The following is a 15,991-nucleotide window of genomic DNA, read 5'->3' as shown; positions in this document are numbered from 1 at the left end:
TCTGCAGCCTCGTTAGGCCTCACTACTGCTATGTACTCGAATCATCGCTGCTCTAATCCTTGCTAAGAATGCAGATAGAGACTCATACAAAGTTCGCCGATCACTACGTCGCCAGCTGCGCGACAACGAACGCATCCTCCGCAGTTGCGAACGGCGAGGCTATACAAGTTCTCATGTGCACAGACCTGAAGGCTGAAATAGGCAAATATTCAAGCCAGGGATTTATCCAAGTAGGTCATGCGCAGTTCGTTGGAAAAGGGAACCTGGGAGTGCACCGTGAGGCACGTGAACAGGCGGTGAAGGTTGGCGCCTCCGTCGTACTGTTCACATTAGTCCCCTGCAAATTGCGCGCAATCCGCAAGGCCCCAAGCGGCGAAATCGACATGCAGGCAGTACTTGATGATCCACCTTCAAGAATTTCACCCACAGGGCACTCTGTGCTCACCTCAGCTTTCCTTGCCAAAGCGCAGAATGAGGTTTAAAGCCAGCCGAAAAGTGCAACGCCATGAGGGACACAGCCGCTCAAGCATCTGCCACCAGCCTAACCAGTTGTATATGGACTCCCCCACGAAGGCAAGAGGCTGACTGAATGGTTGGCAGCTTGGCGCTCGCCTTTGTCGCAGGTGTCGTGATTTTCGGGGGCTGGCGGCCATATGCTTAGGCCACTAGGTGCTCGGGCGCTGCTGGAGCGCAAGCGTCGTGAGCTCGGTGAGTAGCAACCATCCACCTATTGCCAGCCCCGCAGAATCCATGGCTCTATCACGTACTTCTGCCAAGTTGCGCCGCGCCATGCGTGCTGTCGCCACAATCGCCTTCTGCGCCATATTTGGGGCAACGGCTTTCGTGGCGGGCGTGTTCATACATGCGATGGGAACGGTGCCCATCGAACAGTGGGCTGATTTGGTCAAGGTGGCATTGCTGTTCTCCATAGCGGGAGCCCTGTTTGGAACCATCCTGGCACTTGACCGCTCGGCCATCATCGCCTTGCCTCGCGCTCTCAAACGCTTCGAGGCTCCGGTGTCGCGCGTGGTGATCTGCGCTTGTTTCGGGTTCTTGGCAGTGCTCTTGTTGCGCTCATGGACCAGCCCGAACCTCCCTTTGGTGTGGGCAGGCATCGGCGCATTGATCGGGGGCACACTTGGATGGTTTGGCTGGCGTTGGGCTAAACATGTGAACTTCTGAAATCCATACGCTCCGAGCGTTGCCCCATGGAGGCACTGCAGTGAAACTGGAACCAGAGAACATCGATATACCGCTGTCCAAACCAGGCTGGTACACGGTTTGGATGTTTCCCTCCAGCATCGTCACAGCCTAGTTGTTCCGTCGTCCCGATTTCCGAATTGTTATCACTGCCATCGAAGTTCCAGTCACATGAGCCACGACATCCCCAGCCCAATCGACCTCAGGACCATGCATGATGCAAAGGAATGGGAGTCGACAGCGATGCAGAAGCGTCCGTGGAGAACGGATTTTTTTGAAACGGTCGCGCAGGAGATTCGAAGCATTTCACGGCTTCGCGGTGTTCACGTGCTGGAGCTAGGCTCTGGCCCCGGCTTTCTTGCAAAGCACCTGCTCGATCACACACCGAACATCGCTCGGTATGTTGCGTTGGATTTTTCTCCGGCCATGCATCGACTTGCCATTCAACGCCTTGGCGAGCAGGCTTCTCGTGTGGAGTTCGTTGAGCGTAGCTTCCTGCAGTCAACATGGCACATTGATCTGGGCACCTTCGATTTTGTCGTCACGCATCAAGCTGTACACGAACTTCGGCACAAGAGACATGCTACCTCCCTGCATGCCAGCGTTGCCCAGATTCTGAAACCATCTGGCCTGTATCTGGTTTGCGATCACTTCTCTGGTGCAGGTGGCATGAAGAACACAGATCTGTACATGAGCAGCGATGAGCAGGCTCAGGCGCTCACACAAGGTGGCTTCATGTCCGTGCGTTGTCTGCGTCAGGAAGGCGGCCTTGTCCTTCATGGCGCATCCATCGAGTGACAACACCCAGATGTTGGCCCTTGTCCTCGTCGGCTTCCTTGCGGCCTTGATCATTCCCAGCCTCATCGAGGCTCGATGAAGACGCGCATGATGTAAGAGGTGCGCCAAGTAGGCCCGCAGACTAACGGACGGCACCTTCATACAAACACAAACATCGAAAGCACACCAATGAATCAGCCAGGGAGTTTCGCCACAACAAGTGCTCGTGCATCTGAGCAGCCAGGGCATGCCGACATCCAGTCTCTGCCCGTGCCTGAATCATGGAAGCACAAATTTCTCCTTATCGCGAAGGCAGGGGGGCCGAAGTTGCCGAACCTGAAGGCCCTTTCATTTGGAGAGAGGTTCAAGATCAGTTTCAACATTCTGGGGTTCCTCCTCGGGCCACTCTACTATCTGGCAAAAGGCATGTGGAAGAAGGCGCTTTCCTACTTCGGCGCCGGCCTGCTGTTCCTTGTCCTTGCGGGTGCGGCGCTGGATCTTGTCGGCCAAGGCAAAGTCGCCGATGCCTTGGGCTATGGCTTGGCGGCGCTTTTTGGCGTCCGCGCCAACATCGACTATTACAAGAAGATGGTCCTCGGTGAGAACGGCTGGTGGTAGGAACGCATCGCGGCAAGGCGATCCCCCTTGAGATCTATCATGGGGTGCCCGAGGGCTGGCATGCCTGCGAGACCATTGCCGAGCAGGCATCACGGATGGCTGAAGCCGTCATGCCCCCATTGCCACGGCGCCTCTACCTTCGGCTGCCTGGCAACGTTCAACCCAGGGAACGCGACGCAAAGGATGGCGCCTGACCGGGCCGCAAGCACAAGCATGGTCATCAAAGCCCTTCACCATATGCAAAACAGATCTGTTCGGCTTCGCGCGATCGTGAGAACCGTGTTGCTCACGCTCATTGTCGTCATACCCGCACTTTTCAGTGCCTACTGCTACGTCCACCGCGACCGAATCTTTCCGGAACGAGGCACCATCGTGCTGTATGGCCGGGAGACCTGCGGCATCACCCGCATGGTTCGAGACGGGCTCTCCGCCAAGGGCATTCCTTACCTGTTTGCCGATGTGAACATCGCGGCCATCAATGATGAACTTCGCTACAAACTGGGCCCGAAGTTCAATGAGCCCCGCTATACCTACCCCGTCGTACATGTGGGCGGCAGGATCCTCCTCACGCCAACGGCCGACCAGGTTCTCAAGGTGCTCTCTGCCGAACAAGCCGCAAAGGAGCGCGACTACGCCACGTTCCTTCAAGGCGCAGATCCGGTGCCTCACTACTGAACCCGGCACGTATCAGCGCCTACCGAGGCGACGAGAAGATCTTCCACAGTGGCGCCATCGACAGGCTCCGCTGCGATGACTCGCTGAGCAACTGCATCAGATGCCCTGCAAACCCTCCGACAGGCCCTCATGAACATCGCCATCGTTCCAAGCTCAGAGCACCATGCCGAAGGCTTTCACGCCTGCCTGGATGCTGTCGCGCGAGAGAGGACATTCCTGGCCCGGTTCGAAGCGCCTCCGCTTGAGCGCATCAAAGGGGTGCTGCGCGACAGCGCGGCAAGCGGCGCCTCCCAGTTCGTTGCCGTCGATGAAACACAGGTGGTGGGCTGGTGCGACATCTTCCCCTACGGGCAACCGGCGACACGGCACTGCGGCTCGCTGGGGATCGGCTTGCTGTCCAGCCACCGCGGCCTCGGCATCGGCCAGCGCCTGATGTCGGCCTGCATCCTCCAGGCGCAGGCCAAGGGCATCACCCGAGTGGAGCTGGAAGTGCGCGCCGACAATGCACAGGCGGTCAGGCTGTACCAGCGCATGGGGTTCGTGCACGAAGCCACCAAGCGGCGCGGCATGCGCTTCGAGGGCACATACCACGACACCTGGCTGATGAGCCTGCTTCTGGCCGAAGTGCGCAGCACCTGAACGGTGGGAGACACTCATCCGTTCATGCGCATGGCGCACGCCTTGCGGGCACTGGGCAAGACGGTCACGCTGTTCCAGCCCGTCCTTCAAGGGCTTCGCGCTTTCAGAGCAGGTGCGGCGCCGCGAGGGGCTCACGTATGCGACCGAGACAGGCCAGCCATGACCTACCATCCCCCTCCATGCCCGAAGCAAAAACCATTCTGCTGTTCCTGATCACCGCCCTGGCGGAGATCGTCGGCTGCTACCTCCCCACGCTGTGGCTCACCCAGGGCAGGAGCATCTGGTGGCTGGTGCCCGCGGCGTTGAGCCTGGCAGCCTTCGCCTGGCTGCTTTCGCTCCACCCTGAAGCCTCCGGCCGTGTGTACGCTGCTTATGGTGGGGTCTACATCTTCGTGGCCGTGCTGTGGCTGTGGGCCGTCGACGGCATCCGCCCGGGGCCGTGGGACTTGATCGGCGCGGCAGTGGCCGTGGCCGGCATGGCCATCATCATGTTCGCGCCCAGGCCGGCCTGAGCCGCCGGCTGTGCGACCGGACGACACCACCGAGACAGGGGGCAGCCACCTGCGACTACACTGACCCGGCCCGCAACACCACACCGAGGAGTTCCCGGATGGCCATCAGCTGGTTGACCGTTCTGCAAGCCGTGCCCTGGTCGGATGTGATCCGCAACGCCCCCAAGGTGGCAGAGGGTGCCGGCAAGCTGTGGGATGCCGTAGGCCGCAAGGTGTCCACCAAACCGGCCGCTACCTCATCTGCGGGGTCGACAGCTTCGTCCCCACTGGACACCCGGCTGGCCACGCTGGAAGCGACCGTGGCAGATCTGCATGCACAGATGCTGGCCTCGTCTCAGCTGATCAAGGACCTGGCAGAGCAGAACACTCAGTTGATCCGGCGCGCCGAGATCAACCGGGTGCGCACCCTGTGGTTGGCCGCGGTCACTGCCGCCTTGGCCCTGGCCTTGATCGGTGTGTGGGTGAACTGGCCCACAGCCCCCACCTGAATCGACAGCCTCTTCAAGCCGCGCTGGCCATCGCCACGCGCGGCTCGCTGGTGGCGCGCCCCGCAAAATCCGTCCAGCACTGCCGCGTGAAATCGTAAAGCTTGCAGGCCCGCGCGGTGTCGAAATACCAGCGCCACGAGAAGCGCTGGATGATGATGCGCTCGGGCAGCAGGTGCTCCAGCATCGCCTGGGCACCCTTGAGCTTGTACAGCGGGATGCTCATGTCCACGTGGTGGGCCGTGTGCTCCATGATGTGGTGCACCAGGGCGCCGATCTTCAGGGGAAAGGTCAGGTGCACGGTGGTCGACACGAAGGGCTGCGCCCGCTGCCATGCGGCGCGGTCGTCGTGCCATTGCACGCGCACGTGGGTGTGGTGGCCGTAGATCACGAAGCCCATCATCGTGAACCAGAACAGCACCGGCACCACGAAGCCCACGGTGCACAGCAGCCAAACGGATTGCCCCGTGGCCAGCGCCGATGCCACCAGCCCGGCCAGCCACAGCACGGCAAAGCCGGTCACCAGCAGGCAGTCCCGCGTGAAGACCGGGCGGTGCGTGCCGCCAGAAGTGGCCGGGTTGGGGAACATCATCTTGTTCCACCAGATCTCGACCATGTAGTACAGGCCAGGGCACCAGCCGCTGCGGTACAGGCGCTCCAGCAGGCGGCGCCGGGGCGACAGGGCCTGGTACTCGGCCTGCGTGAGCGGCGCCCACACAAAGTCCACCCCCTTGAGGTTGGTGAAGCCGTGGTGCACCGTGTTGTGCCCCATGTCCCACAGGCTGTAGGCCGTGAGCGAGGGCAGGAAGGCGATGCGGCCCAGCCAGCGGTTCAGGCGGCGATGGGGTGTGAGGCTCTGGTGGCAGGCGTCGTGTCCGATGATGAACAGGCGGCCGACCACGAAGCCGGCCAGCACCCCACTGAGCAGCTTGAGCCACAGAGGCTTGAAGAACACCGCGGCGGCCAGGGCCGTGCCCAGCAGCAGGTAGTCCAGGCACAGCAGAAGCACGGCGTAGGCCGTGGTGCGCTCCACCAGCGGCACCAGCCACGAGCGGATCACCTTGCGGTGCGGCAAAGGCGCTTCGGGCGGCAGGGGCTGAGGCCACTGCAAAGGGGGCGCGGTGTCGATGTCGGAGAGATGCTGCATGGCCAGGGACGCCGGCAAAGGCGCCAGTCGAGACGAGGCGGCACCGTATCAGAGCCATGTGAAGCACTTGTGACGGGGATCAAGCTTGGCGGAATTTCACCGGCAAGCCCAGCTCAGCGGCATCCGTGCAGCGCAGCGCTGCCTCCACAATGGCCCCACACCCGCCTAGACCCGCCATGCCCACTGAACTGTTCCGCCACGGCGGCCACGCCTGCCTGATGTTCTCCGACCTGTGCAAGGAAGGGGGCGAGGCGGTGCAGGCCAACCAGTTCCTGATCGTGGACGATGGCACGGGCGCGATCATCGACCCCGGCGGCAACCTGGCCTATGGCGAGCTCTACCTCGGCATGTCGCGGCACTTCCCGCCCAGCAAGCTGTCGGCCATCCTGGCCTCTCATGCCGATCCGGACATCATCGCCTCGCTGGACCGCTGGATGACGGCCACGCCCGATGCGCGCCTGTACGTGTCCACGCTGTGGGAGCGCTTCGTGCCGCACTTCTGCAAACCGGGCAAGACCACGGGCCGGGTGGTGGGCATCCCGGACCGGGGCATGCGCATCAGCATCGGCCGCCACGAGCTGCTCGCCCTGCCCGCCCACTTCATGCATGCCGAGGGCAACTTCCAGTTCTACGACCCGGTCAGCCGCATCCTGTTCTCGGGCGATCTGGGTGTGTCGATGCTCAGCGGTGCGCAGGCAAGGCAGCCCATCGACTCGCTCAGCCCGATGCCGCCGGGCATGGTGGCCTTTCACCGGCGCTATATGGTCAGCAACAAGATCCTGCGGCTGTGGGCGCGCATGGTACGCCAGTTGCCCATCGAGATGATCGCACCGCAGCATGGGGCACCGCTGGTGGGCGCGGCCATCGGGCAGTTCATCGACTGGGTCGAAGACCTGGCCTGCGGCGTGGACCTGATGGACAGCAGCATCTACACCGTGCCAGCGTGACAATAGGCACCATGAAACCCAAAGTGCAGTTCCGCCTGCGCGTCTACCGTGACAGCGCCATCGCCATCGGCCCCGGCAAGGTGGCCTTGCTGGAAGCCATCGCAGCCACCGGTTCGATCTCGGCCGCGGCACGCGAGTTCGGTATGTCGTACCGCCGCGCCTGGACCCTGGTGGACGAGATGAACCGCGCGCTGAAGGAGCCCGCCGTGGACACCGCCACCGGTGGTGCGCATGGCGGCGGAGCAACGCTCACCAAGGCGGGCCAGGCCATCGTGACGCACTACCGAGCCATCGAGGCCACCGCCAAGGCCGCCGCCGCAAAGGACATTGCCGCGCTGACACGGCTGCTGGCGTCTTGAGTGGATGGGGCGCAGCGCTGCTCGATCTGCAAGCACCGTTGTATCATCACAGACATAACGACTGGAGTTTCGAATCATGCAGATCTGGAACCGTGCACGCCAGGCCACCTTGAGCGTCTGGCTGGCCCTGGGGGCCAGCTTGGCCTGGGCAGATGAAGTGCAGGTGGCCGTGGCCGCCAACTTCGCCGCGCCGTTCCAGAAGATCGCCACCGGCTTCGAAGCCGCCACCGGCCACAAGGCCGTGGCCATCGTGGGCTCCACCGGCAAGTTCTACACGCAGATCAAGGCCGGTGCGCCCTTCGAGGTCTTGCTGGCCGCCGATGACGACACTCCACGCAAGCTGGTGGCTGAAGGCTTGGCCGTGAAGGGCCAGACCTTCACCTACGCCACGGGCAAGCTGGTGCTGTGGAGCAGCCAGCCTGGCTTGGTCGATGCGCAGGGCGATGTGCTCAGGAAGGGCAACTTCTCTCACCTGTCGATCGCCAATCCGAAGCTGGCCCCCTATGGCGCGGCCGCCGTCGAAACGCTCAAGGCCCTGGGGCTGTACGACGGCCTGACCTCCAAGATCGTTCAGGGCGAGAGCATCGGCCAGGCACACCAGTTCGTGTCCACAGGCAATGCCGAGCTGGGCTTCGTGGCGCTGTCGCAGGTGGCCCCGCCCGACAAGCCTGCTGCCGGCTCGGTGTGGGTGGTGCCTGCCAAGCTCTACACCCCCATCCTGCAGGATGCAGCGCTGCTGGCCAGGGGCGCCGACAAGGCCGCCGCGCAGGCCCTGCTGAGCTACCTGCGCGGCGACGCGGCCAAGGCCGTGATCAAGTCCTACGGCTACGGGCTGAGAGGATGAGCGGCAGTACCCGTGCTTGATCCTGCAGACATCCAGGCCCTGGCCCTGACCGCCAAGCTGGCGGGGCTCAGCACGGTGCTGCTGCTGTTGATCGGCACGCCGATCGCCTGGTGGCTGGCGCGCACGCGGTCACGCCTGAAAGGCGCGGTGGCCGCCGTGGTGGCGCTGCCCCTGGTGCTGCCGCCCACCGTGATCGGCTTCTACCTTCTGATGCTGATGGGCGCGCAAGGCCCCATCGGCCAGTTGACCCAATCCATGGGCCTCGGCCTGCTGCCCTTCACTTTCACCGGGCTGGTGGTGGGCTCGGTGCTGCATTCGTTTCCCTTCGTGGTGCAGCCGCTTCACCAGGCGTTCGAGGCCATCGGCACGCGTCCGATGGAGGTGGCCGCCACCTTGCGCGCCAGTCCGTGGGACCGCTTCGTCACCGTCGCGCTGCCACTGGCCGCGCCGGGCTTCCTCACCGCCAGCGTGCTGGGCTTCGCGCACACCGTGGGCGAGTTCGGCGTGGTGCTGATGATGGGCGGCAACATCCCGGGCGCCACGCAGGTGCTGTCGGTGGCCCTGTATGGCCACGTCGAGGCGCAGGAGCTGGCCAAGGCCCATGTGCTGGCCGGCGGCATGGTGGTGTTCGGCTTCGGGGTGATGCTGGCCCTGTACCTGTTCAACGGGCGCCTGGGCGGGCTGCGGCCCGGCACCAGCGTGGGGGCCGGCCGTGTCTGACATCCATGCCGACCTGGCCTTGAGCTACCCAGGCTTTGCCCTGCAGGTGGCCTTGCGCCTGCCCGGTCGAGGCGTGAGCGTGCTGTTGGGCCCTTCGGGCTGTGGCAAGACCACGGTGTTGCGCGCGCTGGCCGGGCTCACACGGGCACGGGGCCGCGTGGCGGTGGGCAGCGCATGCTGGCAGGACGACGCCCAGCACACCTGGGAGCCCGTGCACCGCCGCCCCATCGGCATGGTGTTCCAGGAAGCCAGCCTCTTTGCGCACCTGAGCGTGCGAGGCAACCTGGATTACGGCCTCAAACGCACGCCTGCCGCCGAGCGCCACGTGACGCTGGATGATGCCGTGGCCCTGCTGGGCATCGGCCACCTGATGGACCGCCGGCCCGAGAACCTGTCGGGTGGCGAGCGCCAGCGCGTGGCCATTGCGCGCGCGCTGCTGACCAGCCCGCGCCTGCTGCTGATGGACGAGCCCCTGTCGGCGCTGGATGCCGCTCGCAAGGCCGAGGTGCTGCCCTTCCTGGAACGGCTCAACGCCCAGGCCGGCGTGCCCGTGGTCTACGTGACGCATGCGCTGGACGAGGCCGCGCGCCTGGCCGATCACCTGGTGCTGATGGACGCCGGCCGTGTGCAAGCCACCGGCACGCCGGCCGAGCTGTTTGCGCGCCTGGACCTGCCCTTGAGCCACCTGGACGAAGCCGCCGCCGTGGTCCAGGCCACGGTGGCCGCACACGAACCGGCCTATGGCCAGAGCCGGCTGGAGGTTGGCGGCCTGCCTTTGTGGACGGGCCTGTCACCTGCGGCCATAGGCCAGTCTGTGCGCGTGCGGGTGCTGGCCCGCGACGTGAGCGTGGCCTTGAGCCGGGCTGTCGACAGCAGCATCGTCAACATCCTGCCGGCCACCGTGGCCAGCCTGCGCGACGACGGGCCCGACACGGTGACACTGCAACTGATGCTGGGCACGCCGCAGGCATCGCACGGCAGCACGCTGCTGCTTGCAAGACTGACACGCCGCTCCTGCGAGCACCTGAAACTGGCGCCCGGCCTGGCCGTGTTCGCCCAGGTCAAGGGCGCGGCCCTGATGGGCTGAGGGGCGCCCCTCTCGACCTCGTCAGCCCGCTTCAGTCGATGCGGATCCAGGTGGTCTTGAGCTCGGTGTACTTGTCCAGCGCGTGCAGCGACTTGTCACGGCCATTGCCCGATTGCTTGACCCCGCCGAAGGGCACGGTGATGTCGTCCTCGTCGTACTGGTTGACGTGCACGGTGCCGGCGCGCAGCGCGCGGGCCACGCGGTGTGCCCGGTCGATGTGGCTGCTCCACACGCTGGCCTGCAGGCCGTAGCTGGACTGGTTGGCCAGGGCCACCGCCTCGGCCTCGTCCTTGAACCGGATCACGCTGAGCACCGGCCCGAAGATCTCTTCCTTGGCGATCAGCATGTCGTTGCGCACCCCATCGAACACCGTGGGCGTGACATAGAAGCCGCCGGTCTCGGCCCGCGCCTGGGTGCCGCCCGCCACACAGCGCGCGCCCTCCTTGTGGCCCGCCTCGATGTAGCCCAGCACGGTGCGCAGCTGGGCCTCGTCGACCAGCGCCCCCATCACGGTGCTCGGATCCAGCGGGTCGGCAGGCTGGTAGTTCGGGGTCTGCGCCAGCACCCGGCCCACGAAGTCGTCGGCGATGCGCTCGTGCACCAGCAGGCGCGAAGGCGCATTGCACGATTCGCCCTGGTTGAAGAAGATCGAGCCCGCCACGGTCTGCGCGGCGCGCTCCAGCGCGTCGCTGTCGTCGAACACCACAAAAGCCGACTTGCCGCCCAGCTCGTTGAACACGCGCTTGAGGTTGCTGCGGCCCGCGTACTCCAGCATCTTGCGGCCCACGCGGGTGGATCCGGTGAAGCCCAGGGCATCGACATCCAGGTGCAGGGCCAGGGCCTCGCCGGCCTCCATGCCGAAGCCGGGCACCACGTTGAGCACGCCCTCGGGCAGGCCGGCCTTGAGGGCCAGCTCACCCAGGCGCAGGGCGGTCAAGGGAGATTTTTCGGAGGGCTTGAGCACCACGCTGTTGCCCGCAGCCAAGGCCGGGCCCAGCTTCCAGGCGGCCATGATCATCGGGTAGTTCCAGGGCACGATGGCGCCCACCACCCCGACCGGCTCGCGCTGGATCAGCGCCAGCGCGTTGCGCCCCGTGGGCGCGATCTCGTCGTAGACCTTGTCGATGGCCTCGGCGTACCAGGCGATGCAGCGCGCGGCGGCCGGCACGTCCACGCCCAGGCTGTGCTGGATGGGCTTGCCCATGTCCAGCGTCTCCAGCAGCGCCAGCTCGTCCTTGTGCTGGACGATGAGTTCGGCGAAGCGCTGCAGCACGCGCTTGCGCGCAGCCGGCGCCTGGCCCGCCCAGCGGCCGTCGTCGAAGGCTCGGCGGGCCGAGCCCACGGCCAGGTCGATGTCGGCCTGGCGGCCCCGGGCCACGGGGGTCAGCAGCCGGCCGTCGATGGGCGAGCGGCACTCGAAGGTTTCCTCGGCCACGGCCTTGACGCGCTGCCCCTCGACCAGGCCTCGGCCGTCGATCAGGCCCTCGGCGATCAGGGCATTGGCGCGGTCGCGCCAGATCAGGGCCTGGCCCGTGGGGGGTAGGGAGGCGTCGGTCATGGGGCTGCTCCTCGTGTCGTTGGTGGGTCCACTCTAGCCAATCACGCCGCGGCCTGCAGCATCCAAGTCACCGGCATGGCATATAGTGGACGGCACCTGTCCATCCTGAACAAGCGAGAGGAGCGCAGCATGCCGGTGATCGTGGTCGCCAATCCGAAGGGAGGCGTGGGCAAGTCCACGCTGTCGAGCAATGTCGCGGGCTACTGGGCCAACCAGGGGCATGCCGTGATGCTGGGCGACATCGACCGGCAGCAGTCCTCGCAGCTGTGGCGGCAATTGAGGCCGGCGCACCTGGCGCCCATCGCCGCCTGGGACATCGATCAGGACGAGATCGCCAAGCCGCCCAAGGGCACCACCCACGTCGTGCTGGACACCCCCGCCGGCATGCACGGCAAGAAGGTGGACGCGGTGATGAAGCTGGCCGACCTGGTGCTGATCCCGCTGCAGGCCAGCGTGTTCGACATCTACCCCACGCGCGAGTTCATCGCCGACCTGGCCGCGCGCAAGCGCTCGGACAAGGTGCGCATCGCCGTGGTCGGCAACCGCATCAAGGACCACACCAAGGCCACCGAGCACCTGCGCGAGTTCCTGGCCACGCTGGATGTGCCCGTGCTGGGCCTGCTGCGCGACACGCAGAACTACGCCCACCTGGCCGCCCACGGCCTGACCCTGTTCGATGTGGCGCCCGCCAAGGTCGAGAAGGACCTGGCGCAGTGGGCACCGATCACGCAGTGGCTGGACGGCAAGGGCTGAGCGTTCTGCGGCCCTGGGGCCTCACACCCAGCCGCGCTGCTGCACATCCACCCAGGTCAGCTCCAGGCAGCGGCGGATGCGCGCCATCATCTCGTCGATCAGTTCGCGCGTGAGGATCAGCGGCGGCGCGATGATCATGCGGTCGCCCACGGCGCGCATGATCAGGCCGTTGTTGAAGCAATGGCCACGGCACACCATGCCCACCGACAGGCTTGAAGCGAAGGGCTCGGCCGGCGCGTCGGCCGTGGCTTGGCGCCTCACCAGGCGGATCGCGCCCATCAAGCCGCAGGTCTCGGCCTCACCCACCAGCGGGTGCCCCTGCAAGGCGGCGAACTGCTGCGCCAGGTAGGGCCCGGTGTCATCGTGCACGCGCTGCACCAGCCCTTCGCGCTCGATCACGCCCAGGTTGGCCAGGGCCACGGCGCAGGCCACCGGGTGGCCGCTGTAGGTGTAGCCGTGGTTGAACTCACCGCCCTGCTCGATCAGCACGCGCGCCACGCGGTCACCCACCAGCACCCCGCCCAACGGGATGTAGCCCGAGCTCACACCCTTGGCGAAGGTGATCAGGTCAGGCCGGACGCCGAAGCGCTCGCAGCCGAACATGTGCCCCGTGCGCCCGAAGCCGCAGATCACCTCGTCGGACACCAGCAGGATGCCGTACTGGTCGCAGATGCGCTGGATCTCGGGCCAGTAGGTGTCGGGCGGGATGATCACGCCGCCCGCGCCCTGCACCGGCTCGCCGATGAAGGCGGCCACCTTGTCCGGGCCCACCTCCAGGATCTTGTACTCCAGCCACGAGGCGGCCCGGCGCCCGAACTCATCATGGCTCTCACCGGGCTGGGCATGCTGCGCAAAGTAGGGCTGCTCGATGTGCACGATGCCCGGGATGGGCAGGCCGCCCTGGGCGTGCATGTCGACCATGCCGCCCAATGAGGCGCCCGCCATCGTGGAGCCGTGGTACGCGTTGATGCGGCTGATGATGGTGTGCCGCCCGGGGTGGCCCTGCAGATCCCAGTAGCGGCGCACCAGGCGCACGATGGTGTCATTGCCCTCCGAGCCCGAGCCGCTGAAGAACACGTGCTGGAACTGCGGCGGGCTGAGTTGCGCGAGCTTTTCAGCCAACGCGATGGAGGGTGTCGTGGCGGTCTGGAAGAAGGCGTTGTAGAAGGGCAGGGTCTGCAACTGCTGCGTGGCCGCGTCGATCAGTTCCTGGCGGCCATAACCCACGTTGACGCACCACAGGCCGCTCATGGCGTCGAAGATCTTCTGGCCCTCGCTGTCCCACAGCCACACGCCCTCGCCGCGCGTGATGATGCGCGAGCCCTTGGCGGACAGGGCCTGGTGGTCGGTGAACGGGTGCAGGAAGTGGGCGGCGTCGGCGGCCTGCCAATCCTTGGTGGTGCGGTCCAGCGTGTTCATGTTCGAGGAGTCTCCCTTGAGGTGTCAGACGTGCAGCAGCAGGTGCTCGCGCTCCCAGGGCGAGATCACCTTCATGAACTCGGCGTGCTCCACCTCCTTGATCTCGGTGTAGACGGTGATGAAGTCCTGCCCCAGCACCTGCGCCAGGTCGGCCTCGTCGCGCAGTTGGGCCACGGCCTCGCCCAGGCTGCGCGGCAGCTGGAAATCGGCCAGGTAGGCATCGCCCCGGCACTCGGGCGTGGGCTCGATCTGCCGGGTCATGCCCAGGTAGCCGCAGGCCAGCGTGGCGGCCAGCGCCACGTAGGGGTTGGCATCGGCCCCGATGATGCGGTTCTCGATGCGGCGCGAGGCGGGTGTGGCCACCGGCGCCCTGAAGCCCACGGTGCGGTTGTCGGTGCCCCACTGGATGTTGATGGGCGCGGCGTTGGAGCGCACCAGGCGGCGGTAGCTGTTCACGTACGGCGCGAACAGGGCCATGGCCGCGGGCGCATAACGCTGCAGGCCGCCGATGAACCAGTAGAAGGCCTTCGAAGGGCTGCCATCGGGGTTGCTGAAGATGTTCTCGCCGTTGTCCACGCGCTCGATGCTCTGGTGGATGTGCATGGCGCTGCCCGGCTCGTTGGCCATGGGCTTGGCCATGAAGGTGGCGTACATCTCGTGGCGCAGCGCGGCCTCGCGGATGGTGCGCTTGAAGAAGAACACCTCGTCGGCCAGGCCCAGCGGGTGGTCGTGGAAGAAGTTGATCTCCATTTGCCCGGCGCCCACCTCGTGGATCAGGGTGTCCACGTTGAGCTCCATCTTCTGGCAATAGGCGTAGATGTCCTCGAACAGCGGGTCAAACTCGTTGACGGCGTCGATGGAATAGGCCTGGCGCGAGGTCTCGGCCCGGCCGCTGCGGCCACGGGGCGGGCGCAAGGGCATGTTGGGGTCGATGCTGCGCTCGATCAGGTAGAACTCGAGCTCGGGCGCCACCACGGGCGACCAGCCCTGGTCGGCGTAGAGCTGGCACACGCGCCTGAGCACGGAGCGCGGCGCATAGGGGATCAGGTGGCCATCGCGGTCATAGCAGTCGTGCACCACCTGGGCAGTAGGGTCGGTCGCCCAGGGCACGATGCGCACGGTGCGCGGATCGGGCTGCAGGTGCATGTCCCGGTCGGTGGGCGTGATGACGTCGTAGTAGGGGCCCTCTTCGGGGAACTCGCCCGTCACGCCGATGGCCACGATGGCCTCGGGCAGACGCATGCCGCGGTCTTCGGTGAACTTCTCGCGCGGCAGGATCTTGCCGCGTGCCACGCCGGTGAGGTCAGGCACCAGGCATTCGATCTCGGTGACCCGCCGCTCATCGAGCCATTGTTCGAGTTCACTGAAGGACGTGGGCACTCTGGATGGCGGCATGCGGGCTCCGGTGGGTCAGCGTTGCAATCGCTGTGGTGATCGTTGCAATCGTTCGTCGCGGTGCGCCAGGCAGGCCGCGCCGAAGGTCTCGAAGATGCGTCGGGACACAGGGTTCTCGGCCGCCAGCCACTCGGGGTGCCACTGCAGGCACAGGCTGAAGGCGGCGGGGCGGCCATCGTCGGGCGCCCAGGTGAAGGCCTCGACCACGCCATCGGGCGCCAGGGCCTCGGCACGCAGGCCGGGCGCCAGGCGGTTCACACCCTGGCCGTGCAGGCTGTTGACCATGAACTGCCCGTCCTGGACCGCGCTCACACCTTCGAGGGTCTGTTCGAGCACCCCGCCGCCCTGGATGTGCACGGGGTGCGAGAAGCCGTATTCGATGTCGACTGGCTGCGTGTCGTCACCCCGGTGATCTCGCAGGCCGGGCTGCTGGTGCACGGCCTGGTGCAGCGAGCCGCCCATGGCGACGTTGACCTCCTGAAAGCCCCGGCAGATGCCCAGCACGGGCACGCGCTCTTGCAAGGCGCGGCGGATGATGGGCAAGGTCCAGGCGTCGCGGTCTTGATCGAGCGGCAGGCTGGGGTCGAGCACCTCTTCGCCGAAATGGCTGGGGTGCACGTTGGAAGGCGAGCCGGTCAGCAGCAGGCCATCGGCCAGGTCGAGCAGGGTGTCCAGCTCATCGGGCAAGGCCCCGGGCACCACCAGGGGCACGCACCCGGCCAGGCGCACCGCATCGAGGTACTTCTTGCCGGCCACATGGAAGGGGTGGCGGCCCAACACCCGCTGACAGGCGGGGACCAGCACGACTGGCGCAGGGCGGTTCATCAGGGCACTCATTCTCTTGTTGTTGCAGCCA

18 protein-coding genes are annotated in these 15,991 nt (G+C 65.7%); 13 read left to right on the top strand and 5 right to left on the bottom strand.

Going from position 1 to position 15,991, the window contains the following annotated elements; genetic code table 11:
- The first annotated feature begins 750 nt into the window (after positions 1 to 750).
- The 7 genes from EIP75_RS17985 to EIP75_RS17955 all read left to right on the top strand — a co-directional run bounded on the left by EIP75_RS17985 (position 751) and on the right by EIP75_RS17955 (position 4,909).
- Positions 751 to 1,182, top strand: a complete 432-nt coding sequence (locus tag EIP75_RS17985) for a hypothetical protein (protein ID WP_125244665.1) — start codon at positions 751 to 753, stop codon at positions 1,180 to 1,182.
- Between the two features lie 189 nt (positions 1,183 to 1,371).
- Positions 1,372 to 1,998: a class I SAM-dependent methyltransferase gene (locus EIP75_RS17980; protein WP_125244664.1), complete on the top strand. Its 627-nt coding sequence runs from the start codon at positions 1,372 to 1,374 to the stop codon at positions 1,996 to 1,998.
- 306 nt (positions 1,999 to 2,304) lie between these two features.
- Positions 2,305 to 2,595, top strand: a complete 291-nt coding sequence (locus EIP75_RS17975) for a DUF2628 domain-containing protein (protein ID WP_199758640.1) — start codon at positions 2,305 to 2,307, stop codon at positions 2,593 to 2,595.
- 213 nt (positions 2,596 to 2,808) lie between these two features.
- Entirely contained in the window at positions 2,809 to 3,270 is a 462-nt protein-coding gene (locus EIP75_RS17970) for a glutaredoxin family protein (protein WP_158622899.1), read from the top strand.
- 129 nt (positions 3,271 to 3,399) lie between these two features.
- Positions 3,400 to 3,909 carry a GNAT family N-acetyltransferase gene (locus EIP75_RS17965; protein ID WP_125244661.1) on the top strand — a complete coding sequence of 170 codons (510 nt, stop codon included), beginning with the start codon at positions 3,400 to 3,402 and terminating at the stop codon, positions 3,907 to 3,909.
- 179 nt (positions 3,910 to 4,088) lie between these two features.
- A complete protein-coding gene (locus EIP75_RS17960; protein ID WP_125244660.1) occupies positions 4,089 to 4,421 on the top strand; it encodes a YnfA family protein in 333 nt (110 codons plus the stop codon).
- Positions 4,422 to 4,519: 98 nt separating this feature from the next.
- Complete coding sequence (locus EIP75_RS17955) at positions 4,520 to 4,909, top strand: hypothetical protein (protein ID WP_125244659.1); 390 nt, start codon at positions 4,520 to 4,522, stop codon at positions 4,907 to 4,909.
- A gap of 13 nt (positions 4,910 to 4,922) precedes the next feature.
- Here the strand turns inward: EIP75_RS17955 and EIP75_RS17950 are convergent, their stop codons facing one another.
- Positions 4,923 to 6,053 (bottom strand): fatty acid desaturase, encoded by a 1,131-nt coding sequence (locus EIP75_RS17950; RefSeq protein ID WP_125244658.1) that lies wholly within the window; start codon positions 6,051 to 6,053, stop codon positions 4,923 to 4,925.
- A gap of 176 nt (positions 6,054 to 6,229) precedes the next feature.
- On the opposite strand from EIP75_RS17950, the gene EIP75_RS17945 reads away from it, so the two are divergent.
- From EIP75_RS17945 to modC, 5 genes are all read left to right on the top strand, one after another.
- Positions 6,230 to 7,000: an oxygen-binding di-iron domain-containing protein gene (locus tag EIP75_RS17945; RefSeq protein WP_125244657.1), complete on the top strand. Its 771-nt coding sequence runs from the start codon at positions 6,230 to 6,232 to the stop codon at positions 6,998 to 7,000.
- Between the two features lie 11 nt (positions 7,001 to 7,011).
- Positions 7,012 to 7,359, top strand: coding sequence for a winged helix-turn-helix domain-containing protein (locus EIP75_RS17940; RefSeq protein WP_125244656.1), 348 nt, complete (start codon positions 7,012 to 7,014; stop codon positions 7,357 to 7,359).
- 76 nt (positions 7,360 to 7,435) lie between these two features.
- Positions 7,436 to 8,203: a molybdate ABC transporter substrate-binding protein gene (gene modA, locus EIP75_RS17935; RefSeq protein ID WP_125244655.1), complete on the top strand. Its 768-nt coding sequence runs from the start codon at positions 7,436 to 7,438 to the stop codon at positions 8,201 to 8,203.
- A gap of 12 nt (positions 8,204 to 8,215) precedes the next feature.
- The gene (gene modB / locus EIP75_RS17930; protein WP_125244654.1) at positions 8,216 to 8,923 is read left to right on the top strand and encodes a molybdate ABC transporter permease subunit; all 708 of its coding nucleotides are present in this window, start codon (positions 8,216 to 8,218) and stop codon (positions 8,921 to 8,923) included.
- Positions 8,916 to 10,010 carry a molybdenum ABC transporter ATP-binding protein gene (gene modC, locus EIP75_RS17925; protein ID WP_125244653.1) on the top strand — a complete coding sequence of 365 codons (1,095 nt, stop codon included), beginning with the start codon at positions 8,916 to 8,918 and terminating at the stop codon, positions 10,008 to 10,010. The genes modB and modC overlap by 8 nt, the downstream gene beginning before the upstream one ends.
- Positions 10,011 to 10,041: 31 nt before the next feature.
- Here modC and EIP75_RS17920 read toward each other — a convergent pair whose 3' ends face one another.
- Positions 10,042 to 11,568, bottom strand: coding sequence for an aldehyde dehydrogenase (locus EIP75_RS17920; RefSeq protein WP_125244652.1), 1,527 nt, complete (start codon positions 11,566 to 11,568; stop codon positions 10,042 to 10,044).
- Between the two features lie 129 nt (positions 11,569 to 11,697).
- Here EIP75_RS17920 and EIP75_RS17915 point away from each other — a divergent pair, with 129 nt between their 5' ends.
- On the top strand, positions 11,698 to 12,321 hold the full coding sequence (locus tag EIP75_RS17915) for a nucleotide-binding protein (RefSeq protein WP_125244673.1): 624 nt from the start codon (positions 11,698 to 11,700) through the stop codon (positions 12,319 to 12,321).
- Positions 12,322 to 12,342: 21 nt separating this feature from the next.
- Here the strand turns inward: EIP75_RS17915 and EIP75_RS17910 are convergent, their stop codons facing one another.
- From EIP75_RS17910 to EIP75_RS17900, 3 genes are read right to left on the bottom strand one after another with little or no spacing between them, the layout of a single operon-like run.
- Positions 12,343 to 13,740, bottom strand: coding sequence for an aspartate aminotransferase family protein (locus EIP75_RS17910; RefSeq protein ID WP_125244651.1), 1,398 nt, complete (start codon positions 13,738 to 13,740; stop codon positions 12,343 to 12,345).
- Positions 13,741 to 13,764: 24 nt separating this feature from the next.
- Entirely contained in the window at positions 13,765 to 15,135 is a 1,371-nt protein-coding gene (locus EIP75_RS17905; protein ID WP_125244650.1) for a glutamine synthetase family protein, read from the bottom strand.
- Positions 15,136 to 15,150: 15 nt separating this feature from the next.
- Positions 15,151 to 15,960 (bottom strand): gamma-glutamyl-gamma-aminobutyrate hydrolase family protein, encoded by an 810-nt coding sequence (locus EIP75_RS17900; RefSeq protein ID WP_125244649.1) that lies wholly within the window; start codon positions 15,958 to 15,960, stop codon positions 15,151 to 15,153.
- Between the last annotated feature and the right edge of the window lie 31 nt (positions 15,961 to 15,991).

The sequence above is a fragment of the Aquabacterium soli genome (assembly GCF_003933735.1).
In the GTDB taxonomy this organism is placed as follows: Bacteria; Pseudomonadota; Gammaproteobacteria; order Burkholderiales; family Burkholderiaceae_C; genus Aquabacterium; species Aquabacterium soli.
The sequence above is the reverse complement of the archived record's forward strand: the minus strand, read 5'-3'. Positions and strand labels throughout refer to the sequence as shown.

Coding starts and splice junctions, on each gene's coding strand:
- EIP75_RS17955 (WP_125244659.1), top strand. CDS start 4,520: ATGGCCATCAGCTGGTTGACCGTTCTGCAAGCCGTGCCCTGGTCGGAT.
- EIP75_RS17965 (WP_125244661.1), top strand. CDS start 3,400: ATGAACATCGCCATCGTTCCAAGCTCAGAGCACCATGCCGAAGGCTTT.
- modA (WP_125244655.1), top strand. CDS start 7,436: ATGCAGATCTGGAACCGTGCACGCCAGGCCACCTTGAGCGTCTGGCTG.
- EIP75_RS17980 (WP_125244664.1), top strand. CDS start 1,372: ATGAGCCACGACATCCCCAGCCCAATCGACCTCAGGACCATGCATGAT.
- EIP75_RS17900 (WP_125244649.1), bottom strand. CDS start 15,960: ATGAACCGCCCTGCGCCAGTCGTGCTGGTCCCCGCCTGTCAGCGGGTG.
- EIP75_RS17915 (WP_125244673.1), top strand. CDS start 11,698: ATGCCGGTGATCGTGGTCGCCAATCCGAAGGGAGGCGTGGGCAAGTCC.
- EIP75_RS17985 (WP_125244665.1), top strand. CDS start 751: ATGGCTCTATCACGTACTTCTGCCAAGTTGCGCCGCGCCATGCGTGCT.
- EIP75_RS17945 (WP_125244657.1), top strand. CDS start 6,230: ATGCCCACTGAACTGTTCCGCCACGGCGGCCACGCCTGCCTGATGTTC.
- EIP75_RS17960 (WP_125244660.1), top strand. CDS start 4,089: ATGCCCGAAGCAAAAACCATTCTGCTGTTCCTGATCACCGCCCTGGCG.
- EIP75_RS17910 (WP_125244651.1), bottom strand. CDS start 13,740: ATGAACACGCTGGACCGCACCACCAAGGATTGGCAGGCCGCCGACGCC.
- EIP75_RS17970 (WP_158622899.1), top strand. CDS start 2,809: ATGGTCATCAAAGCCCTTCACCATATGCAAAACAGATCTGTTCGGCTT.
- EIP75_RS17905 (WP_125244650.1), bottom strand. CDS start 15,135: ATGCCGCCATCCAGAGTGCCCACGTCCTTCAGTGAACTCGAACAATGG.
- EIP75_RS17950 (WP_125244658.1), bottom strand. CDS start 6,053: ATGCAGCATCTCTCCGACATCGACACCGCGCCCCCTTTGCAGTGGCCT.
- EIP75_RS17940 (WP_125244656.1), top strand. CDS start 7,012: ATGAAACCCAAAGTGCAGTTCCGCCTGCGCGTCTACCGTGACAGCGCC.
- EIP75_RS17920 (WP_125244652.1), bottom strand. CDS start 11,568: ATGACCGACGCCTCCCTACCCCCCACGGGCCAGGCCCTGATCTGGCGC.